21 protein-coding genes are annotated in these 20,990 nt (G+C 74.3%); 13 read left to right on the top strand and 8 right to left on the bottom strand.

Annotation, left to right across the window (positions count from 1 at the left end):
* The first annotated feature begins 112 nt into the window (after positions 1-112).
* The 9 genes from AB0J53_RS08915 to AB0J53_RS08875 are packed head-to-tail and all read left to right on the top strand — an operon-like array spanning position 113 to position 9,434.
* Positions 113-1,744, top strand: coding sequence for a carbamoyltransferase C-terminal domain-containing protein (locus tag AB0J53_RS08915; RefSeq protein WP_219519064.1), 1,632 nt, complete (start codon positions 113-115; stop codon positions 1,742-1,744).
* On the top strand, positions 1,741-2,748 hold the full coding sequence (locus AB0J53_RS08910; RefSeq protein ID WP_364170204.1) for a glycosyltransferase: 1,008 nt from the start codon (positions 1,741-1,743) through the stop codon (positions 2,746-2,748). The genes AB0J53_RS08915 and AB0J53_RS08910 overlap by 4 nt, the downstream gene beginning before the upstream one ends.
* Positions 2,745-3,860 (top strand): glycosyltransferase family 9 protein, encoded by a 1,116-nt coding sequence (locus AB0J53_RS08905; RefSeq protein WP_219520015.1) that lies wholly within the window; start codon positions 2,745-2,747, stop codon positions 3,858-3,860. Before AB0J53_RS08910 ends, AB0J53_RS08905 begins: the two co-directional genes overlap by 4 nt.
* Positions 3,857-5,044: a glycosyltransferase gene (locus tag AB0J53_RS08900; RefSeq protein WP_364170201.1), complete on the top strand. Its 1,188-nt coding sequence runs from the start codon at positions 3,857-3,859 to the stop codon at positions 5,042-5,044. Before AB0J53_RS08905 ends, AB0J53_RS08900 begins: the two co-directional genes overlap by 4 nt.
* A gap of 2 nt (positions 5,045-5,046) precedes the next feature.
* Positions 5,047-5,595: an SIS domain-containing protein gene (locus tag AB0J53_RS08895; RefSeq protein WP_357586781.1), complete on the top strand. Its 549-nt coding sequence runs from the start codon at positions 5,047-5,049 to the stop codon at positions 5,593-5,595.
* Positions 5,596-5,606: 11 nt separating this feature from the next.
* Entirely contained in the window at positions 5,607-6,929 is a 1,323-nt protein-coding gene (locus AB0J53_RS08890; RefSeq protein ID WP_364170197.1) for a PfkB family carbohydrate kinase, read from the top strand.
* Positions 6,926-7,600: an SDR family oxidoreductase gene (locus tag AB0J53_RS08885; RefSeq protein ID WP_219505570.1), complete on the top strand. Its 675-nt coding sequence runs from the start codon at positions 6,926-6,928 to the stop codon at positions 7,598-7,600. The genes AB0J53_RS08890 and AB0J53_RS08885 overlap by 4 nt, the downstream gene beginning before the upstream one ends.
* Positions 7,591-8,463 (top strand): glycosyltransferase family 9 protein, encoded by an 873-nt coding sequence (locus AB0J53_RS08880; protein ID WP_364170193.1) that lies wholly within the window; start codon positions 7,591-7,593, stop codon positions 8,461-8,463. The genes AB0J53_RS08885 and AB0J53_RS08880 overlap by 10 nt, the downstream gene beginning before the upstream one ends.
* Entirely contained in the window at positions 8,460-9,434 is a 975-nt protein-coding gene (locus AB0J53_RS08875; protein WP_364170190.1) for a UDP-glucuronic acid decarboxylase family protein, read from the top strand. The genes AB0J53_RS08880 and AB0J53_RS08875 overlap by 4 nt, the downstream gene beginning before the upstream one ends.
* 48 nt (positions 9,435-9,482) lie before the next feature.
* On the opposite strand, the gene mshC is transcribed toward AB0J53_RS08875, so the two are convergent.
* The 5 genes from mshC to AB0J53_RS08850 are packed head-to-tail and all read right to left on the bottom strand — an operon-like array spanning position 9,483 to position 13,396.
* Positions 9,483-10,706 (bottom strand): cysteine--1-D-myo-inosityl 2-amino-2-deoxy-alpha-D-glucopyranoside ligase, encoded by a 1,224-nt coding sequence (gene mshC / locus AB0J53_RS08870; protein WP_364170187.1) that lies wholly within the window; start codon positions 10,704-10,706, stop codon positions 9,483-9,485.
* Between the two features lie 10 nt (positions 10,707-10,716).
* The gene (locus tag AB0J53_RS08865; protein WP_364170184.1) at positions 10,717-11,367 is read right to left on the bottom strand and encodes an NRDE family protein; all 651 of its coding nucleotides are present in this window, start codon (positions 11,365-11,367) and stop codon (positions 10,717-10,719) included.
* Between the two features lie 23 nt (positions 11,368-11,390).
* The gene (locus AB0J53_RS08860; RefSeq protein ID WP_219505580.1) at positions 11,391-12,155 is read right to left on the bottom strand and encodes an SCO1664 family protein; all 765 of its coding nucleotides are present in this window, start codon (positions 12,153-12,155) and stop codon (positions 11,391-11,393) included.
* Positions 12,152-12,700, bottom strand: a complete 549-nt coding sequence (locus AB0J53_RS08855; RefSeq protein ID WP_219505583.1) for a DUF3090 domain-containing protein — start codon at positions 12,698-12,700, stop codon at positions 12,152-12,154. Before AB0J53_RS08855 ends, AB0J53_RS08860 begins: the two co-directional genes overlap by 4 nt.
* Before the next feature lie 9 nt (positions 12,701-12,709).
* Positions 12,710-13,396: an MSMEG_4193 family putative phosphomutase gene (locus tag AB0J53_RS08850; protein ID WP_364170180.1), complete on the bottom strand. Its 687-nt coding sequence runs from the start codon at positions 13,394-13,396 to the stop codon at positions 12,710-12,712.
* 64 nt (positions 13,397-13,460) lie between these two features.
* Here AB0J53_RS08850 and AB0J53_RS08845 point away from each other — a divergent pair, with 64 nt between their 5' ends.
* Together AB0J53_RS08845 and AB0J53_RS08840 are read left to right on the top strand one after the other, a co-directional pair.
* Positions 13,461-14,408: an aldo/keto reductase gene (locus AB0J53_RS08845; protein ID WP_364170179.1), complete on the top strand. Its 948-nt coding sequence runs from the start codon at positions 13,461-13,463 to the stop codon at positions 14,406-14,408.
* Positions 14,409-14,535: 127 nt separating this feature from the next.
* Positions 14,536-15,438 carry a hypothetical protein gene (locus tag AB0J53_RS08840; RefSeq protein ID WP_364170176.1) on the top strand — a complete coding sequence of 301 codons (903 nt, stop codon included), beginning with the start codon at positions 14,536-14,538 and terminating at the stop codon, positions 15,436-15,438.
* 94 nt (positions 15,439-15,532) lie between these two features.
* Here the strand turns inward: AB0J53_RS08840 and fabI are convergent, their stop codons facing one another.
* Positions 15,533-16,297, bottom strand: a complete 765-nt coding sequence (gene fabI / locus AB0J53_RS08835) for an enoyl-ACP reductase FabI (RefSeq protein WP_219505590.1) — start codon at positions 16,295-16,297, stop codon at positions 15,533-15,535.
* Between the two features lies 1 nt (position 16,298).
* Positions 16,299-16,994, bottom strand: coding sequence for a 3-oxoacyl-ACP reductase FabG (gene fabG, locus AB0J53_RS08830; RefSeq protein WP_219505592.1), 696 nt, complete (start codon positions 16,992-16,994; stop codon positions 16,299-16,301).
* A gap of 77 nt (positions 16,995-17,071) precedes the next feature.
* Here fabG and AB0J53_RS08825 point away from each other — a divergent pair, with 77 nt between their 5' ends.
* Together AB0J53_RS08825 and AB0J53_RS08820 are read left to right on the top strand one after the other, a co-directional pair.
* Positions 17,072-18,565 carry a TldD/PmbA family protein gene (locus AB0J53_RS08825; RefSeq protein WP_219505594.1) on the top strand — a complete coding sequence of 498 codons (1,494 nt, stop codon included), beginning with the start codon at positions 17,072-17,074 and terminating at the stop codon, positions 18,563-18,565.
* The gene (locus AB0J53_RS08820; protein ID WP_364170171.1) at positions 18,562-19,932 is read left to right on the top strand and encodes a metallopeptidase TldD-related protein; all 1,371 of its coding nucleotides are present in this window, start codon (positions 18,562-18,564) and stop codon (positions 19,930-19,932) included. The genes AB0J53_RS08825 and AB0J53_RS08820 overlap by 4 nt, the downstream gene beginning before the upstream one ends.
* Here AB0J53_RS08820 and AB0J53_RS08815 read toward each other — a convergent pair.
* Complete coding sequence (locus tag AB0J53_RS08815) at positions 19,916-20,974, bottom strand: carcinine hydrolase/isopenicillin-N N-acyltransferase family protein (protein WP_364170168.1); 1,059 nt, start codon at positions 20,972-20,974, stop codon at positions 19,916-19,918. The two genes, AB0J53_RS08820 and AB0J53_RS08815, sit on opposite strands and share 17 nt — an antisense overlap.
* Positions 20,975-20,990: the final 16 nt, after the last annotated feature.

Raw genomic sequence — 20,990 nt, 5'->3', positions numbered from 1 at the left:
GAGTAATCAATCACCCTTTGGCGCAGGGCGTTTCCGCATTTCCCGGGATTGGGCCATGTTTGAGAGCCGCTCCTCTCGGTAGCGGTTCTCCCAATCCGCAGGGGGAGGACTGATGAGATTTCTCGGCATCAACGCGATCTTCCACGACCCGGCCGCCGCGCTCGTGGTGGACGGCAAGGTGGTCGCCGCCGCGGAGGAGGAGCGGTTCAGCCGCCGCAAGCACGGCAAGCGCCCGCTGCCGTTCTCCGCGTGGGAGCTGCCGGAGCAGGCCGCCGCCTGGTGCCTGCGCGAGGCGGGGATCGGGCCCGAGGACGTCGACGCCGTGGCCTACTCCTACGACCCCGCCCTGGTCCGGCAGGCGCCCGACGGCGACTGGGAGGAGCTGCGCACCCGCTACGCGGTGCGCGCCCCGCTGTTCCTGGCCACGGCGCTGCCCGGGCTGGACCCGGCGCAGGTGCGGTACGTGCCGCACCACGTGGCCCACGCCGCCTCGGCCGGGCTCGCCTCACCGTGGCGCGACTGCGCGGTGCTGGTGTGCGACGGGCGCGGCGAGGACGTCTCCCACCTGGCCGGCCGCTACCGCGACGGCGAGCTGGAGGTGCTGGCCACACAGCGGCTGCCGCACTCGCTCGGCCTGCTGTACGAGGAGGTCACCGAGCACCTGGGCTTCATGCGCTCCAGCGACGAGTACAAGGTCATGGCGATGGCCTCATACGGGACGCCGCGCCACCTGGCCGAGCTGCGTGAGCTGATCTGCACCACCGGCGACGGCGGCTTCCGCGCCGGGCCCGTCGACTGGAACGGCTACGCCAAGGCCCTGCAGAAGGGCGAGCCGTGGACCGCCGACCACGCCGACCTGGCCGCCAGCGTGCAGACGCGGCTGGAGGAGGTGCTGCTGGAGCTGGCCGCCTGGCTGCACGAGCGCACCGGCGAACGGCGGCTCGCGCTGGCCGGGGGCGTCGCGCTGAACTGCGTGGCCAACACCCGGCTGCTGGCCGAGGGGCCCTTCGACGAGGTGTGGGTGCAGCCGGCCGCCGGCGACTCCGGCACCGCGCTCGGCGGCGCCCTGCACCTGGCGCAGGCGTACGGCGAACCCGCCGCGCCGATGACCAGCGCCGCGCTCGGGCGCGGGTTCACCGACGAGGAGCTGGGCGCGTGGCTGGAGGTGGCCCGGGTGCCGCACTCGCGGCCCGCCGACCTGGCCGCCGCCGTGGCCGCCGAGCTCGCCGCCGACCGGATCGTCGCCTGGTTCCAGGGGCGTTCCGAGTACGGGCCGCGCGCCCTGGGGCAGCGGTCGCTGCTGGCCCATCCCGGGCACGCGCGCAACACCGAACGGCTCAACGACGTCAAGGGGCGCGAGCAGTTCCGGCCGATCGCGCCGATGGTGCTGGAGTCGCGGGCCGGCGAGATCTTCGGGCGGGGGCCGACGCCCTCGCCGTACATGCTGTTCGTGCACGACGTGCATCCCGACTGGCGCGACCGCATCCCGGCCGTGGTGCACGTGGACGGGACCGCCCGCATCCAGACGGTCTCCCCCGCCGCGCAGCCGCTGATGGCGCGGGTGCTGGCCGAGTTCGAGTGCCTGACCGGGCTGCCGGTGGTGGTGAACACGAGCCTCAACACGGCGGGGCGGCCCATGGTGGACGACCCGCGTGACGCCCTTGAGTGCTTCGGCTCCTCGCCCGTCGAGGTGCTGGCGCTCGGCCCGTACCTGGTGCGGCGCGCGGAGGTGTTCGGATCATGATCACCGTGGTGATCCCCACGATCGGGCGGCCGTCGCTGGCGGCCACGCTCGACGCGCTGGGGACGGACCTGCCGATCATCGTGGCCGACGACCGGCGCACCGGCTCGCCGCCGCTCGCGCTGCCGTCCCACGTCCGCGTCGTGCGCTCGGGCGGGCGGGGGCCGGCGGCGGCCCGCAACGCCGGCTGGCGGCTCGCCAGGACGCCGTGGGTGGCGTTCCTGGACGACGACGTGGTGCCGGAGCCCGGGTGGGCCGAGGCGGTCTGGAAGGACCTGGCCGACCTGCCGGACGACGTGGCGGGCAGCCAGGGCCGCATCGTGGTGCCGCTGCCCCGCGACCGGCCGCCCACCGACGCCGAACGGCACACCGCCGGGCTGCAGACGGCCGAGTGGCCGACGGCCGACATGGCCTACCGGCTGTCGGCGCTGGAGATCGTGAGGGGCTTCGACGAGCGCTTCCCGCGCGCGTACCGGGAGGACGCGGACCTGGCGCTGCGGGTGCGCGCGGCGGGCCACCGGCTGGTGCGGGGCTCGCGCGTGACCGTGCACCCGCTGCGGCAGGACGGTTACTGGTCCAGCGTGCGCTTCCAGCGGGGCAACGCCGACGACGCGCTGATGCGGCGCCTGCACGGGCGCGGCTGGCGGGCGGCGATCGGCGGCCCGCGCGGCCGCCTGCGCCGCCACGCCGTCACCACGGCCCTCGGCCTGACGGCCCTCGCCCTGGCCGCCACCGCCGCCACCGCCGCCGCGCTCCCCGCCGTCCGCCGCACGCCGGCCGCGACCGGGCGCGCCACCCGGGCGGCGTACGGGAGCCGCAGGCTGGCGTGGGCGGCCGGGGCGGCGGCCGCGGGGTGGGCGGCGATGACGGCGGAGTTCGCGTGGGCGCGGATCGCGCCCGGCCCGCGGACGCCCGCCGAGGTGGCGCGGATGGCCGTCACCAGCGTCGTGATCCCGCCGGTCGCCTGCGCGCACCGGCTTCGGGGGGAATGGAGGGTGCGGCGATGAGCGCTGCGGTGCTGTCACGGGCCCGCCCGCAGGCACAGCCGGCCGCCGAGAGCGAGCCGGCGGGCCGCGGGCCGCGGCGTGGCCGGGGCCGGGTGCTGGTCGCGCGGCTCGACGACGCCGGGGACGTGCTGCTGGCCGGACCGGCCGTGCGGGCGGTCCGGGAGGGCGCCCGCGAGGTGGTGATGCTGGCCGGCCCGCACGGCCGGGCGGCGGCCGAGCTGCTGCCCGGGGTGGACCGGGTGATCGAGTGGCGGGCCCCGTGGATCGACCACGACCCGCCGGCCGTGGACGCCGACCGGGTGAACGAGCTGGTCCGGCGGGTGCGCGGCATCGACGAGGCGCTGATCCTCACGTCCTTCCACCAGTCGGCGCTGCCGCTGGCCCTGCTGCTGCGGCTGGCCGGGGTGCGCCGCATCTCGGCGATCAGCAACGACTACCCCGGCTCGCTGCTCGACGTGCGTCACGTCGTGGACGAGAGCCAGGACGTGCCGGAGGCCGAGCGGATGCTCGAACTGGCCCGCGCCGCCGGGTTCGAGCTCGCGCCCGGCGACGACGGCAGACTCGCAGTTCGGCGGCCACTTCCGGATATGAGCCGCCAGATCGGGCAGGCACTGAGCGCCGGCGGCGTTGCCGGCAAAGGCGCGTATGTCGTGGTGCACCCGGGGACCACCGCCCCCGCCCGGTCCTGGCCCGCAGAAAGGCACCGCCAGACCGTGAAGGAGCTGGTCGACGACGGGCATCGCGTCGTCGTCACCGGCAAGGAACGCGAGCTCACCGCCTTCGTCGCCCACCAGGTCGCCGCCGACCTGGGCGGCAGGACGACGTTCGCCGAGCTGGCGGCCGTGATCGAGGGCGCGTCGGTGCTGGTGGCCGGCAACACCGGCCCCGCGCACCTGGCGGCCGCGGTCGGCACCCCGGTCGTCAGCCTGTTCGCTCCCGTCGTCCCGGCCGCCCGCTGGGCTCCGTACGGCGTGCCGGTGGTGCTTCTCGGTGACCAGCAGGCGCCCTGCCGCGCGAGCAGGGCGCGCCTGTGCCCGGTACCCGGGCATCCGTGCCTGTCAGAGGTGACGAGTGAGCAGGTGGTCAAGGCAGTAAGGGAGCTGGCGCAGTGAAGATCGATCTCATCTCGGAGCATGCCGATCCGCTGGCCGCCGTGGGCGGCGTCGACTCGGGCGGCCAGAACGTGTACGTGGCCGCGCTGGCCATGGCGCTGGCCGGGCGCGGCCACTCGGTGGTCGTGCACACCCGCCGGTCCGATCCCGTCCGTCCCGTCTCGGTGCCGCTCGCGCCGGGCGTCACGGTCTCCTACGTCCAGGCGGGGCCGCTCGCCCCGGTGCCCAAGGACGAGCTTCCCCCGTACATGCCGGAGTTCACCGAGCGGCTGGCCGAGCAGTGGGCGCGCCGCCGGCCGGACGTGGTGCACGCGCACTTCTGGATGAGCGGGCAGGCGGCGCTGGAGGCCGCCGACGGGGTGCCGGTGGTGCAGACGTTCCACGCGCTGGGCACGGTCAAGCGGCGCTGGCAGGGCGGCGCCGACACCAGCCCGGCGCACCGGATCGCGACCGAGCGTGAGATCGGCGAGCGGGCCGACGCGATCCTGGCGACGTGCCGGGACGAGGTGCTGGAGCTGCGCGCGATGGGCGTGCCCGAGCGGCGGATCACCGTGGTGCCGTGCGGGGTGGACGTGGACGCGTTCCGCCCGGACGGGCCGGTCGCGCCGCGCGACGGGCGGCCGCTGGTGCTCAGCATCGGCCGGCTGGTGCCGCGCAAGGGCGTCGACACGGTGATCGCGGCGCTGCGCAGGCTGCCGGACGCCGACCTGGTGATCGCCGGCGGGCGGGCCGACGACGAGGAGGCGGTGCGGCTGCGCGACCTGGCCGGCCGCTACGGGCTGGCCGACCGGGTGCGGGTGATCGGCAGCGTGCCGCGTGAGGACGTGCCGGCGCTGATGCGCTCGGCCGACGTGCTCGTCGCGGTGCCCTGGTACGAGCCGTTCGGGATGGTGCCGGTGGAGGCGATGGCGTGCGGGGTGCCGGTGGTGGCCTCGGCCGTCGGCGGCCACCTGGACACGGTGGCCGGGGCGGGCCTGCTCGTGCCGCCGCGCCGCCCGCGCGCCCTGGCCAGGGCGCTGCGCGACGTGCTCGACAACCCGGACAGACGCCGCGAGCTGGGCGAGGCGGGAGCCCGCCGGGCCCGCGACCGGTACGGCTGGCCGAGGGTCGCCGAGCTGACCGAGGCCGTGTACACGCAGGTCATCGACGGCCAGCCGCGCCGTCTGGCCGCTCTTGGGGGGTAGCCATGGACACGCATCTGGAGAAGCTCCGCACCGCCCTGGCGCGGGTCGACGGCCACGCGGTCACGGTCCGCGCCTGGGGCGGCAAGCTGGCGGGCGTGCTGTCCGCCGGCGGCCGGCTGCTGGCCTGCGGCAACGGCGGGTCGGCGGCCGAGGCGCAGCACCTGACGGCCGAGCTGGTCGGCAGGTTCAAGGACGACAGGCAGCCGTACGCGGCGATCCCGCTGCACGCCGACACCTCCTCGATGACCGCGATCGTCAACGACTACGGCGCCGACGAGGTGTACGCCCGCCAGGTGCGGGCGCACGGCCGGCCCGGTGACGTGCTGGTGTGCCTGTCGACCAGCGGCGGCAGCACGAACGTGATCAACGCGGCGCTGGCGGCGCAGGAGGCCGGCATCCTCGCCTGGGCGCTGACCGGGCCCGCGCCGAACCCGCTGGCCGACGTCTGCGACGAGACCGTCGCCGTGCCGTTCGACGACACGGCCACCGTCCAGGAGGTCCACCTCGCGATGATCCACATGCTCTGCGACGCCGTCGAAGAGGCGCTGTGATGGGGCCGCTCGTGGTGATCGGGGACACGCTGCTCGACGTGGACGTCGAGGGCGAGACCGAGCGCCTGTGCCCCGACGCGCCCGTGCCGGTGGTGGACGTGGCCGCCGAGCGCGCCCGCCCCGGCGGCGCGGGCCTGGCGGCGCTGCTCGCCGCCCGCGACGGCGCCGACGTGGTGCTGATCACCGCGATCGGCGACGACCCGGCCGGCCGCCGCCTGTGCGGGCTGCTGGCCGACGAGCTGGAGCTGGTCCGCCTTCCGCTGCGCGGCGGCACCGTACGCAAGACGAGGATCAGGTCGCGCGGCCAGACGCTTCTGCGGATCGACACCGGCGACGGCCGGGCCAGGCGGGCGCCCGAGCACGCCAGGGCGGCCGAGGCGGTCGCCGGGGCGGGCGCGGTGCTGGTCGCCGACTACGGCCGGGGCGTCGCCCGGGTGGCGCTGGAGCTGCTGCGGGGCGTGGACGTGCCGGTCGTGTGGGACCCGCACCCGAAGGGCGAGCGGCCCCCGGCCGGCTGCGCCCTGGTCACGCCGAGCGAGGCCGAGGCGCGCGGCCTGTGCCCCGGCCCCTACCCCGGCCCCGACCGGGCCGCCCGGCGGCTGCTGCGCGAGCTGGACGCCCGGGCGGTCGCCGTGACAGCCGGGACGCGCGGCGCCTCGCTGGCGCGGCGCGACGGCTCCCTCACCAGGATTCCGGCGCCCGTGCTGGCCACCGGCCAGGACGTGTGCGGCGCCGGTGACCGGCTCGCGAGCGCCGCCGCGCTCGCCCTGCGGGCCGGCGCGGACGTGGAGGAGGCGGTGACGATCGGCGTCGGCGAGGCTTCGCGCTTCGTCGCGCGCGGCGGCGCCGCCGCGGTCCGCGTCCAGGAGCAGGAGCTGGGCGACCGGCCGCGCACCGCGGTCGAGGTGGCCGAGCTCACCCGGGCCTCCGGCGGGCGGCTGATCGCCACCGGGGGCTGCTTCGACCTGCTGCACGCCGGGCACGTGAGCCTGCTGCGGCGGGCCAGGGCGCTGGGCGACGCGCTCGTCGTCTGCGTCAACTCCGACGCGTCGGTGCGCAGGCTCAAGGGCCCCGCCCGGCCGGTCGTGGACGTCCGCGACCGGGTCGAGGTGCTGCGCGCGCTGAGCTGCGTGGACGCGGTGCTGGTGTTCGACGAGGACACCCCCGTGGACGCGATCGAGCTGCTCCGCCCCGACGTGTGGGTGAAGGGCGGCGACTACGAGGGCGGGAACCTGCCCGAATCCGAGGTCCTGGCAGGGCTCGGCGCGGAAACGGTCGTGCTGAGCCTGCTGCCGGGACGGTCGACCACGAATCTGATCAGGGAGATCCGATGAACGTATTGATCACGGGAGGCGCGTCCGGGCTCGGCCTGGCCACGGCGGAAGCGGTGGAGAAGGAGGGCTGGCGTCCGCTGGTCGTCGACGTGCGCGACCCCGACCAGCGCTTCGAGCACGTGACCGCCGACCTGGCCGACCGGGGCGAGGCCGAGCGGGCGGTGCGGGAGCTGGCCGAGCGGGCCGGCGGCCTGGACGCCGTCGTCACCGCCGCGGGCATCGACGCGTGCGGGCGGCTGGAGGACGTGCCCGCCGACGACTGGGAGCGGGTGATCCGGGTGAACCTGCTCGGCACGGCCGCGGTCGTCCGGGCGGCGCTGCCGCACCTGAAGGCGTCGCGGGGCCGGGTCGTCACCTGCGCCTCGACGCTCGGGCTGCGGCCGCTCAGCGACGCCTCGGCCTACAGCGCGTCGAAGTTCGGCGTCGTCGGCTTCACCCGGGCGCTGGCGCTGGAGATGCGCGGCGAGATCGGCGTGACACTGCTGGTGCCGGGCGGCATGCGGACGAGCTTCTTCGACGGCCGCCCCGAACAGTACAAGCCGGGCCCCGAGGCCGGGCTGAACGACCCGGCGGACGTCGCCAGGACCGTGGTGTTCGCGCTGTCGCAACCGGCCGGCTGCGAGATCAGGGAGCTCGTCATCTGCCCCGGCACGGAGACGTCATGGCCCTAGAACTGCTGGTGCTGCGCGGGCTGGGACTGGGCGACCTGCTGACGGCCGTCCCCCCGCTGCGCGCGCTGCGCCAGGCCTTCCCGGAGCACCGGATCACGCTCGCCGCGCCCGCCGTGCTGGGCCCGCTGCTGCCGTTCATCGGGGCGGTGGACGCGCACCTCGACGTGTCGGGGCCGGGGCCGGTGCCGTTCGAGCGGCCCGACATCGCGGTCAACCTGCACGGCAAGGGCCCGCAGAGCATCGAGGCGCTGCGCCGTACCGGCCCGGGCAGGCTGATCAGCTACGGGACGGGCCCCGCCTGGCGCGACGACCTGCACGAGGTGCGGCGCTGGTGCGAGCTGCTGGAATGGCACGGCATCCCCGCCGACCCGGACGACCTGACGCTCGGCGTCTCCGACCGGACCGGCCCGGCGATCGTGCACCCGGGCGCCGCCTACCCGGCGCGCCGGTGGCCGCCGGAGCGGTTCGCCCGGGTGGCGGCGGCGCTGGACGACGTGGTCGTCACCGGCAGCGCCGCCGAGGTCGGCATCGCCCGGCGGGTCGCCGAGCTGGCCGGGCTGCCGCCGGAACGGATGCTGGCCGGCCGCACCGACCTGGCCGACCTGGTCGACCTCGTCGGCCGGGCCCGGCTGGTCGTGTGCGGCGACACCGGCGTCGCCCACCTGGCTACCGCGTTCTGCGTGCCGTCGGTGGTGCTGTTCGGGCCGGTGTCGCCCGCGCTGTGGGGGCCGCCGCCCGGCTGGCGGCACGTCGCGCTCTGGGCGGGCCGCAACGGGGACCCGCACGGGGAACGGCCCGACCCGGGGCTGCTGAAGATCGAAGTATCCGAAGTCGTCGACGCCGCAATGGAGGTCACGTCATGAGGGCGCTGGTCACCGGAGGAGCCGGGTTCCTCGGCTCCTACCTGTGCGAGCGGCTGCTGGACGAGGGGGCGGACGTGGTCTGCATGGACAGCTTCCTCACCGGCGGCCCACGCAACGTGGAACACCTGATCGACCGGCCGTCGTTCCGCATCATCGAATGCGACCTGACCGGCTACGTGCACGTGCCCGACCGGCTGGACCTGGTCCTGCACTTCGCCTCGGCCGCCTCACCGGCCGACTACCTGCGCTACCCGATCGAGACGCTGCGCGTCGGCAGCGTCGGCACCCTGCACGCGCTCGGGCTGGCCAGGGAGAAGGGCGCGCGGTTCGTGCTCGCCTCCACCAGCGAGGTGTACGGCGACCCGCTGGAGCACCCGCAGCGCGAGACGTACTGGGGCAACGTCAACCCGGTCGGCCCGCGCAGCGTCTACGACGAGGCCAAGCGCTTCGCCGAGTCGCTGACCACGGCCTACCGGCACGCCCGGGGCACCGACACGGGCATCGTGCGGATCTTCAACACGTACGGGCCCCGGATGCGGCCGTTCGACGGCCGGGCGATCCCGACGTTCATCCGGCAGGCGCTCATGGGCGAGCCGATCACGATCACCGGCGACGGCTCGCAGACCCGGTCGATCTGCTACGTGGACGACACGGTGTCGGGCATCCTGGCGATGGCGGCCGGCGACTTCGCCGGGCCGGTGAACATCGGCAACCCGGACGAGCTGACCATGCTGGAGCTGGCCACGATGGTCAGGGACCTGAGCGGGTCGTCGTCGCCGATCGAGTTCATCGACCGGCCGGCCGACGACCCCCGGGTGCGCCGGCCGGACACGTCGCTGGCGGCCGAGCGGCTCGGCTGGAAGGCCCAGGTGCCCGCCGAGGAGGGGCTGCGGCGGACCATCGAGTGGTTCTCGGCCGAGCTCGCCGGCTTCACCCCGGCGGCCCCCATGGCCGCCGAGGCGGGCGCCTGACCGGCCGCCACGGGCGCGCCCGTCAGCGCCACCACGGGGACGCGCCCGTCAGAGGGCGATGCCGAGGAGAGCATCGGTGAGGTCGCGGACCAGGGCCGGGGCGCCGGGGTCGGTGCCCCGGCCCGCCAGCGCCTCGTCCGCCCAGGCGTCGACGGCGGCGAGCGCGCCGGGAGCGTCCAGGTCGTCGGCGAGCCGCTCGCGCACGGCGGCGAGCACGTCACCGGCGGGCGGGGCGGCGGCGAGCGCCACGGCCGAGCGCCAGCGCTCCAGCCGCGCCTCGGCCTCGGCGAGCATCGCCGGCACGTATCCCCAGTCGGCCCGGTAGTGGTGGGCGAGCAGCACGAGCCGGATCGCCATCGGGTCGTGCGCGGCCCGCAGCTTGGACACGAACACCAGGTTGCCCTTGGACTTCGACATCTTCTCGCCGTCGAGCCCCACCATGCCGGCGTGGGTGTAGAAGCGGGCGAAGGGCCACTCCCCCGTGGCCGCGTGGCCCTCGGAGGCGCCGCACTCGTGATGCGGGAAGATCAGGTCGGAGCCGCCCCCGGCGACGTCGTAGCCGGCGCCCAGGTGGTCGAGGGCGATGGAGGTGCACTCGACGTGCCAGCCGGGCCGCCCCCGCCCCAGCGGTGAGTCCCAGGCGGGCTCGCCGGGCCGCTCGGCGCGCCACAGCAGCCAGTCGAGCGGGTGGCGCTTGCCGGGCCGCTCGGGGTCGCCGCCGCGCTCGGCGAACAGCGTGAGCATCTCGGCCTCGCCGTAGCCGGACACCTGCCCGAACTTGGGGGCGTCGGCGACGCTGAAGTAGACGTCGCCGTCGAGGTCGTAGGTGACGCCCTTGGCGCCGAGGCCGGCGATGAGATCGGCGACCCGGTCGACGACCTCGGTGACGCCCACGTACTCGCGCGGCGGCAGGATGCGCAGCGCCTCCATGTCGGTGCGGAACAGCTCGATCTCGCGCTCGGCCAGGCTCTGCCAGGCGACGCCGGTGCTCTCGGCCCGCTCCAGCAGCGGGTCGTCCACGTCGGTGGCGTTCTGCGTGTAGTGCACCTCGTGTCCGGCGTCGCGCCAGAGGCGGCCGACGAGGTCGAAGGCGAGGTAGGTGTTGGCGTGCCCCAGGTGCGTGGCGTCATAGGGGGTGATGCCGCACACGTACATCCGGGCGGTGGGGCCCGGGTCGGTCTGCCGCACCTGCTTGGCCGCGGTGTCGTAGAGCCGCAGCGGGACGCTCTCACCGGGCAGCTTGGGGATGTTGGGGGCGGACCACGATCTCATGTCTTCGAGCCTATCCGTCCCGATCAGCTGTCATGTCGGTGAAGTCGTACGTCACTCCGCCGGTGTCGAGCGTGAGCAAGGTGACACTGAGCGTGGTGAAGCGGCGGCCGTCGGGCAGCGTGTGGTCGACGATGAGCGCGGCGGGGTCGGCGGAGGGCGGATCGGTGATCAGCTCGTGCCAGTCGGCCGTGCTCTCGAACCGGGGCAGGAACGCGGTGACGCGCTCGCTGGCGGGGTCGAGGCCGCTGTTGACGATCATGCTGGTGCCGTCGGGCAGGACGGTGGTGGTGAGCCGTACGCCGTCCCAGGTGAACAGGCGGGCCCGGCCGGGGTCGGCGAGCACCAGGTGGAAGGGGTCGTAGCGGGTCAGGTCGAGGTCGGGCAGGTCACCGGCGGCGACGGCGCGCAGCGGCAGGTCGCCGCGGGAGACCTTGACGGCGTCGGGGGCCTCGCGGCCGCGGCCGTTGAGGAGCGCGGCGGCGCGCCGGGCGGACGGGTCGACCGCCAGCCAGGTGCCGCCGGCCTTGAGGTCACGTCCGCCGACCACGCCGGGGTAGTCGGGCCAGTGCTCGCCGGGGCCCTCCCAGGGGCGGTCGGCGAACTCGTCGCGCACCCCCATGAGGGTGAGGGGCAGGCCCGTTCTCACGATCACCGTGCACATGCGGCAAAGCGTAGTAAACGGGATTAGATGGGCGGCCAGGGGATGGCAGGCCAGCCCTCGGAGGGCGAGGGGTGCACGCCGGTGTCGAGGAGCTTGCGCACCCGCTTCCACGTCGCCTCCACCTCCGCGAGCGTCAGCAGCTCGCGCAGCCGGCGGCCGAGCGAGCCGGACTCCAGGTCGCGCTCCAGCTTGGCGAGCACCGCCACCGCCTCGCGGGCCAGCGGCTTGCCGCGCCACTGCCACAGCACGGTGCGCAGTTTGTCCTCCACGGCGAAGCAGACGCCGTGGTCGACGCCGTAGACGTGGCCGGTGGGCATCGGCAGCAGGTGGCCGCCCTTGCGGTCGGCGTTGTTGACGATCGCGTCGAACACCGCCATCCGCCGCACCACCGGGTTGCGGCTGCGCACCAGCCGCATCAGGTCGACCTCGCGCTCGGTGTCGATCCAGAGCTGGCACATGCCGGGACCGAACGGCCCGTCGCGGTAGACCGTGGGCGGCACGACGTGCCAGCCGGTCGCCTGGGAGACCTCGAAGGCCGCGACCTCGCGGGCGGCCAGGGTGCCGTCGGGGAAGTCCCACAGCGGCCGCTCGCCGCGCACCGGCTTGTAGACGCAGGCGACGCTGCGCGAGCCGAGCGTGACCGAGCAGTAGAGGGTCATGTTGGTGGCTTCGACGAGGCGGCCGGCCACCTCCAGGCGGCCGTCGCGGAGCAGCTTGAGCGTCTCCTCCTCGTTCATGGCCGTGGGAGGGGTGGGCCTGACGGCCGGCTCGCTCTCCGGAGCGGTCATGAAGCCGCCTCACCTCCGCGGTAGCCGTTGAGACGTACGCACACGTGACCCGTGGCGTCGAGCGGCTGCCCGCAGAGCGGGCACGGCGGGCGTCCCGCCGACACGATCTTGAGCGCCCGCTGGGTGAAGGCGCGGGCGGCCCCGGCGCTGATGCGCACCCGCAGCACCGCGGGCTCGGGCGCGTCGAGGTCGTCCTCGTCGACGACCTCCTGGGCCTCGATGACGACCTGGGAGCTCTCCTCGTCCCAGGACAGCGCCATCGTGCCGACCCGGAACTCCTCCGACACCGGGACGTCGAGGGGGCCGTCGTCGGCCAGGTCGGCGGGGGCGATGGCCGGCACCCGGGCGGTGCCGCCGCTGAGCCGCAGGACCTCGTCGAGCATCTCGTCGAGCCTGTCGGCGAGCGCGGCGACCTGCAGCTTCTCCAGCGCCACGGTGGTCAGTCTACCCTCGGCCCTGGCCTGCAGAAAGAAGGCTCGTGCGCCCGGCCGCCCGAGGGCGCCAGCCACGAACCTCTCCGGTGGGTCGTAGTCGAAGACCGGCATAGCCTGACCTTACGTGGTCCCGGGCCCGCCGCCGACGGCGGCATCGCTCCCGGTGGAGTTTTCTCCCCCGTCTTTCTCCTCCGAATCCTCGGGCAACCGCAATTCCCCCATATCGTTAACTCTGAGAACAAAGGGACGCAAGGGGGCATAGCGAATCACGGTGAGAGCCGCCGGATCAGCAGTTATCCGCTGAAAGTGATCGAGGTGGAGCCCCAGAGCGTCGGCCACGATCGCCTTGATCACGTCTCCGTGGCTGCACGCCAGGTAGACAGCCTTCTCCCCCAGGCGTCTATTCCACTCCCGGACCGCCGCCACGGCCCGCGCCTGCATCGCCGCGAGCGACTCGCCGCCGGGGAACTCGGCCGCGCTCGGGTGGGCCTGGACGACCGGCCAGAGCGGCTCCTTCGCCAGCTCCTTGAGCGCGCGCCCGGTCCAGGCGCCGTAGTCGCACTCGATCAGCCGCTCGTCCGTCAGCACCTTCATGTCGCGACCCCCGGCCACCGCCTCGGCCGTCTCCACGCACCGCTCCAGCGGGCTGGAGACGATCGCGTCGAGCCGCACGGAGGCGACGCGCCCGGCCAGCGCGGCGGCCTGCGCCCGGCCCGCGTCGCTGAGGTGCACCCCCGGGGTGCGGCCCGCCAGGATCGGCCCCGTCAGGTCGGTGAGCCCGTGGCGGGCCAGAAGCAGCGTCGTCACGACCCAAGTGTCGCAGGCGTCTATCACGGCGTTTCACCCACCCGAGCGGTAACCTGGCGGGATCATGGAGCAGCGCTATGTCGGCCACAGCGGCCTGTCGGTGTCCCGGATGGGCCTCGGCACGATGACGTGGGGGCGTGACACCGACGCGGACGACGCCGTGGCCCAGCTGCGCACGTTCATGGACGCGGGCGGCACGCTGGTCGACACCGCCGACGTCTACACCGGCGGCGACGCCGAGCGGCTGCTGGGCCGGATGCTGCGCGACTCGGTGCCGCGGGCCGAGCTGGTGATCTCGACCAAGGCCGTGGTGACCCCGCTGGGCCGCCGGCCGCGCGACGCCTCCCGGCGTCACCTGATCGCCGCCGTCGACGACTCGCTCGGCCGGCTCGGGCTCGACTACGTGGACCTGTGGCAGCTGCACACCTACGACGCCGAGGTGCCGCTGGAGGAGACGCTGGCCGCGGTCGACGCGATCGTCTCCTCGGGGCGGGCCGTCTACGCGGGCGTGTGCGACTACACCGGCTGGCAGCTCGCCGCGGCGGCCGTGACGCAGCGCGCGACCCCGGGGCGGGTGCCGATCACCGCCGTGCAGGCCGAATACTCGCTGCTGGCCCGCGACCCCGAGCGCGAGCTGCTGCCCGCCGCCCAGCACTGCGGGGTGGGCGTGCTGGCCTGGTCGCCGCTCGGCCGGGGCGTGCTGACGGGCAAGTACCGGACGGGCATCCCGGCCGATTCACGGGCCGCCACGCCGCATTTCGCGGATTTCGTCCGCCCGTATCTCGACGAACGCAGCCGCCGGGTGGTGGAATCGGTCATGACCGCGGCCGACGGGCTGGGGGTCTCGCCCTTGGCCGTCGCGCTGTCCTGGGTGCGCGACCAGCCCGGGGTGGCCTCGGCGATCGTCGGCGCCCGCACGCTGGCGCAGCTCAGGAGCACCCTCCCGGCCGAGGACGTGGTGCTGCCGATCGAGATCCGAGAGGCCCTGGATGACGTGTCGTCACCCGATTGACGGCGAACGAGAGCTCAACTCGCGTATCACTAGTCGATACCGAATCGCAACATTAACGGGAAAACACCTGCGTCTGATGGCCGATGTCCATAAAGATTTCCTCCGGGAGCGATTCGGGAGGGGACGAATGGGGAGCAGGAGCGCCATCTCGGCCGGGGTGCTGGCGATGGCGCTGGCGGCCGTGCCGGTCGCGGCGCCACCCGCCCAGGCCGCCGACTGCGAGCGCGGCGGCGGACTGCTCTCCGGGGTGACCGACAGCCTGTGCGGCGTCGTCGAGGCGGTCACCGGCACCGTCGACCAGCTCACCGGCGGGCTCACCAATCCGGTGACCGACGGGCTCGACAAGACCACCGACACGGTGCTCGGCACGGTCGGCGAGGCGGTCCCCACCGGCCGGCCGCGCGCCTCCGGCAAGCCGTCCGGCAAGCCCGCCGCCACGCCCGACCCCCCGGGCCCCGTCGAGCCGCCCGAGCCGCCCGACCCGAAGGTCACCGAGCTGCTGCCGGAGCCGCTCGACGAGGTGTGCCTGCCGGTGGTGGGCTGCGACGAGGACGGCGTGCTCGGCGGCCTCACCACGCCGACGCCGACGACGACCGGCCCCGACGACGGCGAGGACGACCGGCCCGCCGACGAGCGCGGGCGGCGCGAGGACACCACGGCCGTGCCCGCCGAGGTCGTCACCACGCCGCCGGGCGACACGGTCGTGCCGCCGGACAACCAGCCGCACCTGATCGACTCCCGGCAGGAGCCGGTGGGCGACAAGCCGTCGGCCGACCCGGAGGACTTCCGGATCGACCTGCTGTGGCCCAACCCGTTCGCCGAGGAGTTAGGCCTGCCCGCCGACGAGCGGCCCGTCGTACGGCCCTCCACCCGCGCCTCCGACGTGGTCGGCACGGCGCTGACGATCATCCTGCTCGCCACGGCCGTGGCCGCCACCCGCATCGTGCAGCAGCGCCGTCACCGCCGCGAGCAGAGCGAGACCATCCCCTTCGAGCCGGCGCGCGGCAACGGCCTCCACCGGCTCGCCTGACCCGCCCGCCGGGCGCGCCCGCCCGGCGTCAGGCCGGCGTCAGGCCCGCGTCAGGCCCGCGTCAGGCCGGCACTGCGGGCCGGCTCTCCGGCGGTCAGGCGCCGATCGCGTGGACGCCGCCGTCGACGTGCACGATCTCGCCCGTCGTGGCCGGGAACCAGTCGGACATCAGCGCCACGCACGCACGGGCCGCCGGCATCGTGTCGGCCAGGTCCCAGCCGAGCGGGGCCTTCTCCGGCCAGCTGTCCTCGAACTCCTTGAAGCCCGGGATCGACTTGGCGGCCATCGTGCGCAGCGGCCCGGCGGCCACCAGGTTGGCCCGGATGCCCTGCTTGCCCAGGTCGCGGGCCAGGTAGCGGTTGCACGACTCCAGGCCGGCCTTGGCCACGCCCATCCAGTCGTAGACCGGCCACGCCTTGGTCGCGTCGAAGTCGAGGCCGACGACCGCGCCGCCCTCCTTCATCAGCGGCAGGCAGGCCACGGCCAGCGCCTTGTAGGAGTAGGTCGACACGTGCACGGCGGTGGCGACGTCCTCCCAGGTGGTGTTGAGGAAGTTGCCGCCGAGCGCCGTCTGCGGGGCGAAGCCGATGGAGTGGACGACGCCGTCGAGACCGTCGACGTGCTCACCCACCCGGGCCGCCAGCGACTCGAGGTGCTCGGTGTTCTGCACGTCGAGCTCCAGCACCGGCGCCGGGGCGGGCAGCCGCTTGGCGATCCGCTCGACCAGGCTGAGCCGGCCGAACCCGGTGAGCACCACGGTGGCGCCCTCCTGCTGCGCCAGCTTGGCGACCGAGAAGGCGATCGAGGCGTCGGTGAGCACGCCGGTCACCAGGATGCGCTTGCCTTCGAGAAGTCCCATGTCAGTGCCCCATTCCGAGTCCGCCGTCGACGGGGATCACGGCCCCGGTGATGTAGGAGGCGTCGTCGCTCGCCAGGAAGCGCACGACGCGGGCGACCTCGGAGGGGGTCGCCTGCCTGCCGAGCGGGATGTTCTTGACGATCGCGTCGGTGTCGAGCTCGGCCGTCATGTCGGTGGCCACGAAGCCGGGCGAGACGACGTTGACGGTGATGCCGCGCGAGCCGTACTCGCGGGCCATGGAGCGGGCGAAGCCGATCAGCCCGGCCTTGGAGGCGGCGTAGTTGGTCTGGCCCGCCTGGCCGAGCATGGCGATGACGGAGGAGACGAGGATGACGCGGCCGCGCTTGAGCTTCATCATCGGGCGGATGGCCCGCTTGGCGACGCGGAAGGCGCCGGTCAGGTTGGCGTCGACGACGTCGGTGAAGGTCTCCTCCTTCATCATCGCCAGCAGCGTGTCCTTGGTGATGCCGGCGTTGGAGACGAGCACCTCGACGGGGCCGTGCTCGGCCTCGACCTTGTCGAAGGCGGCCTCGACGTCGGCCATGCTGGTGACGTCGCAGCGGACGCCGAACAGCCCTTCAGGCGGCTCCCCCGATCGGTAGGTGACGGCGACGGCGTCGCCGGCCGCGGCCAGTTCGCGGGCGATCGCGAGGCCGATGCCGCGATTGCCTCCTGTGACGAGTACAGAGCGTGCCATGAGAACTGACGCTATCTCCTACCGGCCGGTACCGGCTTGTCCGGGGGATACAAGATCACAGCGTTAGGATCGTGGACATGCGCCAGATCGATGACGATTTCCTCGCGCTGCCGCTCAGACGGCTCGCGGACGCCGCCCTGCAACGCGCACGCGAGCTGGGCGCGGAGCATGCCGACTTCCGGCTCGAACGCATCAGAGCCGAGACCCTGAGCCTCTACGACGCGCGCCTGGAGGGCGCCGCCGACGCCGACGACCTCGGCTACGCCGTGCGCGTGGTCAAGGGCGGCACCTGGGGGTTCGCCGCCGGGATCGACCTGACCCCCGAGGCCGCCGCGCGGGTGGCCGAGCAGGCGGTGCGGGTCGCGGAGGTGAGCGCCCCGATCAACCGTGAGCCGATCGAGCTCGCGCCCGAGCCGGTGCACGGCGAGGTCACCTGGGTGTCGTCCTACGACGTCGACCCGTTCGACGTGCCGTCGGCCGACAAGGTGGCGCTGCTGGCCGACTGGTCGGCGGGCCTGCTCAAGGGCGCCGACCACGTGTCGGCGCGGCTGCTGCAGGTCAAGGAGCAGAAGTTCTACGCCGACACGGCCGGCACCGTGACGACGCAGCAGCGGGTGCGGGTGCATCCCGTGCTCAACGCCATGAAGGCGTCGGAGACCGGCTTCGACGACATGTCCACGATCGCGCCGCCGGTCGGCCGGGGCTACGAGTACCTGACCGGCACGGGCTGGGACTGGGCGGCCGAGCTGGCCGCGCTGCCGGAGCTGCTGGCCGAGAAGCTGGCCGCGCCGTCGGTCGAGGCGGGCGACTACGACCTGGTGATCCACCCGTCCAACCTGTGGCTGACCATCCACGAGTCGATCGGCCACGCCACCGAGCTCGACCGGGCGCTCGGCTACGAGGCCGCCTACGCCGGCACCAGCTTCGCCACCTTCGACCAGCTCGGCGAGCTGGTCTACGGCTCGCCGCTGATGAACGTGACCGGCGACCGCACCGTCGAGCACGGCCTGGCCACGATCGGCTACGACGACGAGGGCGTGCAGGGGCAGAGCTTCGACATCGTCAAGGACGGCGTCCTGGTCGGCTACCAGCTCGACCGGCGGATGGCGCTGATGAAGGGCCTGGGCCGCTCCAACGGCTGCGCCTTCGCCGACTCGCCCGGCCACATGCCGATCCAGCGCATGGCCAACGTGTCGCTGGCCGCCGCGCCCGGCGGCCCGTCGACGGAGGAGCTCATCTCCGGCGTGGAGCGCGGCATCTACATCGTCGGCGACAAGAGCTGGTCGATCGACATGCAGCGCTACAATTTCCAGTTCACCGGTCAGCGCGCGTACCGGATCTCCCACGGCGAGCTCGCCGGGCAGGTCCGCGACTTCGCCTACCAGGCCACCACCACCGACTTCTGGCAGTCGATGGAACGCGTCGGCGGCCCGCAGACGTACGTGCTCGGCGGGGCCTTCAACTGCGGCAAGGGCCAGCCGGGGCAGGTGGCGCCGGTCAGCCACGGCTGCCCGTCGGCCCTGTTCAGGAACGTACGGATACTCAACACCGTTCAGGAGGGCGGAAAGTGACTCCCCAGGAGATGGTGGAGCGGGCCCTGGAGCTCTCCACGGCCGACGGCTGCGTGGTGCTGGTGGACGAGGAGTCCACCGCCAACCTGCGCTTCGCCGGCAACACGCTGACGACCAACGGCGTGGCGCGCTCCAGCCGGCTGACCGTGATCTCGATCGCCGGGCGGGGCGTGGGCGTCGTGTCGCGCGCCGCGGTGCGGCCCGAGCAGCTCGCCGCCGTGGTGGCCGCCGCCGACGCGACCGCGCGCGACGCGCAGCCGGCCGAGGACGCGGGCGAGCTCGTCGCGGGCGGCCCGGCGAGCGCGTCGTGGGACGGCCCGGTGACGCCGACCGACATCGAGGTGTTCCGCGGGTTCGCGCCGGCGCTCGGCGAGGCGTTCGCCTCCGCCGAGGCGGGCGGCAGGAGGCTGTACGGGTTCGCCGAGCACACGCTGACCACGACGTTCCTCGGCAGCTCGACCGGGCTGCGGCTGCGCCACGACCAGCCGTCGGGGCGGCTGGAGCTCAACGCCAAGTCCGCCGACCTCAAGCGCTCGGCGTGGGCCGGGGTGGCCACGCGCGACTTCACCGACGTGGACGTGGCCGCCCTCGACGCGGGGCTGGCGCAGCGGCTCGACTGGGCCAAGACGCGCGTCGACCTCCCGGCGGGCCGCTACGAGACGCTGCTGCCCCCGACGGCGGTCGCCGACCTGATGGTCTACCTGTTCTGGTCCGCCGGCGCCAGGGACGCGCTGGACGGCCGCTCGGTGTTCTCCAAGCCGGGCGGCGGCACCCGGGTCGGCGAGCGGCTCGCCACGCTGCCCGTGACGCTGTCGAGCGACCCGGCGGCGCCCGGGATCGGCTGCGCGCCGTTCGTGACGGCGCGCTCGTCCAGCAGGGAGAGCTCGGTGTTCGACAACGGGCTGCCGCTGTCGGCCACCGACTGGATCGCCGACGGCCGGCTGGAGGCGCTGCTGCAGACGCGCTACTCGGCCGGGCTGAGCGGCCTGCCGGTGACGCCGTCCGTCGACAACCTGATCATGAAGGGGCCGGAGGGCGGCCGCTCCCTGGAGGAGATGATCGCCTCCACCGAGCGCGGCCTGCTGCTGACCTGCCTGTGGTACATCCGCCAGGTCGACCCGCAGACGCTGCTGCTGACCGGGCTCACCCGCGACGGCGTCTACCTGGTCGAGCACGGCGAGGTCGTGGGCGAGGTGAACAACTTCCGGTTCAACGAGAGCCCGGTCGACCTGCTGGGCCGCCTCACGGAGGTGGGCGCGCCGGAGCAGACGCTGCCGCGCGAGTGGGGCGACTACTTCACGCGGGCGGTCATGCCGCCGGTGCGGGTGCCCGACTTCAACATGTCGACGGTCAGCCAGGCGAGCTGATCGCCAGCTCGTGCACGCGGCCCCAGCGCTGCCCGGTGACCAGCCGGGCGGTGCCGGCCGTCAGGTCGTACACGACCGACCAGCGCGTGTGCGGCTGCGCCACCCGGCGCAGCAGGGCCAGGGGGTCGGCGCCGGCCCCCTGGCTGAGCGCGCGATAGCGGGGATCGGCCAGGCGGGTGGCGCGGCTCGCGCCGGTCATGGTGATGTTGGTCAGCACGCGGTCCTCGATGACGTTGAGCCTGCCGTCGCCGTACTCGACGACCGCCGAGCGGCCCGAGCGGTCGCCGATCAGGTAGTGGACCTGCGGGCCGCCGGAGAAGTCGACGTCGTAGCGGCGCATGAGGGCGACCGCCTCGTCCACGGTGGCGGCCCGGTCCAGGAGCAGCCGCATGACGCGGGCGCTGCCGACCGTCGTGCGTCCCGGCGCGCGGGCGGGCAGCAGCGCGTCGGGCACCTGAGCGAGGCCGACGGCCAGGCCCTTCTCGTTCATGCCGTCGAACGGCGCCAGCACCGCGTGCGCCAGCCGCCGCCGGTCGGCCGGGTCGCCGAGGTCCGGGGGGCCGCCGTGGCCGAGCACGTACGAGACGTCCGAGATCGACAGTGAGGCGTAGCCGCCAGGCGGGCGGGCGTGCACCACCATCGCCGGGTGCGGGTCCCAGTCGAAGTTGCGGCCGAACACCGGGCCGGCCTCGCCGGGCTGCAGGAACAGCGAGCAGGCCCACGCGTCGTCGCGGCGGGCGAGTTCCTGCTCGGTGAGGGGCGCCTCGGCGTCGTAGCCGCCGTGGAAGGTCATCTCGTACAGCGGCAGGTCGTCCAGCCGGCGCAGGCTCGCCGCCGTACGGGCCGCCTCGGCGGCGCTCTGGCGCAGGACGGGGGCCGGGGCGGGCTCCTGTGACCGAGGCGGCGGCTGCCCGGCGGCCTCCCGCGGCGTGGCGGTCGTCCCACAGGCGGCGAGGGCGCAGGCGAGCACGACGGCGAGCACAGCGCCGGGCACAGCGGCCAGGGCAGGCGGGGCGGGCGGGAGCGCGGGGCGGCGGCGCATGACCGCAGTGTGAACG

Origin of the sequence: Nonomuraea sp. NPDC049725 (assembly GCF_040674795.1) — a bacterium.
GTDB classification, from domain to species: Bacteria; Actinomycetota; Actinomycetes; order Streptosporangiales; family Streptosporangiaceae; genus Nonomuraea; species Nonomuraea ceibae.
The sequence above is the reverse complement of the archived record's forward strand: the minus strand, read 5'-3'. Positions and strand labels throughout refer to the sequence as shown.

Coding starts and splice junctions, on each gene's coding strand:
- AB0J53_RS08915 (WP_219519064.1), top strand. CDS start 113: ATGAGATTTCTCGGCATCAACGCGATCTTCCACGACCCGGCCGCCGCG.
- AB0J53_RS08910 (WP_364170204.1), top strand. CDS start 1,741: ATGATCACCGTGGTGATCCCCACGATCGGGCGGCCGTCGCTGGCGGCC.
- AB0J53_RS08905 (WP_219520015.1), top strand. CDS start 2,745: ATGAGCGCTGCGGTGCTGTCACGGGCCCGCCCGCAGGCACAGCCGGCC.
- AB0J53_RS08895 (WP_357586781.1), top strand. CDS start 5,047: ATGGACACGCATCTGGAGAAGCTCCGCACCGCCCTGGCGCGGGTCGAC.
- AB0J53_RS08885 (WP_219505570.1), top strand. CDS start 6,926: ATGAACGTATTGATCACGGGAGGCGCGTCCGGGCTCGGCCTGGCCACG.
- AB0J53_RS08880 (WP_364170193.1), top strand. CDS start 7,591: ATGGCCCTAGAACTGCTGGTGCTGCGCGGGCTGGGACTGGGCGACCTG.
- AB0J53_RS08875 (WP_364170190.1), top strand. CDS start 8,460: ATGAGGGCGCTGGTCACCGGAGGAGCCGGGTTCCTCGGCTCCTACCTG.
- mshC (WP_364170187.1), bottom strand. CDS start 10,706: ATGAGATCGTGGTCCGCCCCCAACATCCCCAAGCTGCCCGGTGAGAGC.
- AB0J53_RS08865 (WP_364170184.1), bottom strand. CDS start 11,367: ATGTGCACGGTGATCGTGAGAACGGGCCTGCCCCTCACCCTCATGGGG.
- AB0J53_RS08860 (WP_219505580.1), bottom strand. CDS start 12,155: ATGACCGCTCCGGAGAGCGAGCCGGCCGTCAGGCCCACCCCTCCCACG.
- AB0J53_RS08855 (WP_219505583.1), bottom strand. CDS start 12,700: ATGCCGGTCTTCGACTACGACCCACCGGAGAGGTTCGTGGCTGGCGCC.
- AB0J53_RS08845 (WP_364170179.1), top strand. CDS start 13,461: ATGGAGCAGCGCTATGTCGGCCACAGCGGCCTGTCGGTGTCCCGGATG.
- AB0J53_RS08840 (WP_364170176.1), top strand. CDS start 14,536: ATGGGGAGCAGGAGCGCCATCTCGGCCGGGGTGCTGGCGATGGCGCTG.
- fabI (WP_219505590.1), bottom strand. CDS start 16,297: ATGGGACTTCTCGAAGGCAAGCGCATCCTGGTGACCGGCGTGCTCACC.
- fabG (WP_219505592.1), bottom strand. CDS start 16,994: ATGGCACGCTCTGTACTCGTCACAGGAGGCAATCGCGGCATCGGCCTC.
- AB0J53_RS08825 (WP_219505594.1), top strand. CDS start 17,072: ATGCGCCAGATCGATGACGATTTCCTCGCGCTGCCGCTCAGACGGCTC.
- AB0J53_RS08815 (WP_364170168.1), bottom strand. CDS start 20,974: ATGCGCCGCCGCCCCGCGCTCCCGCCCGCCCCGCCTGCCCTGGCCGCT.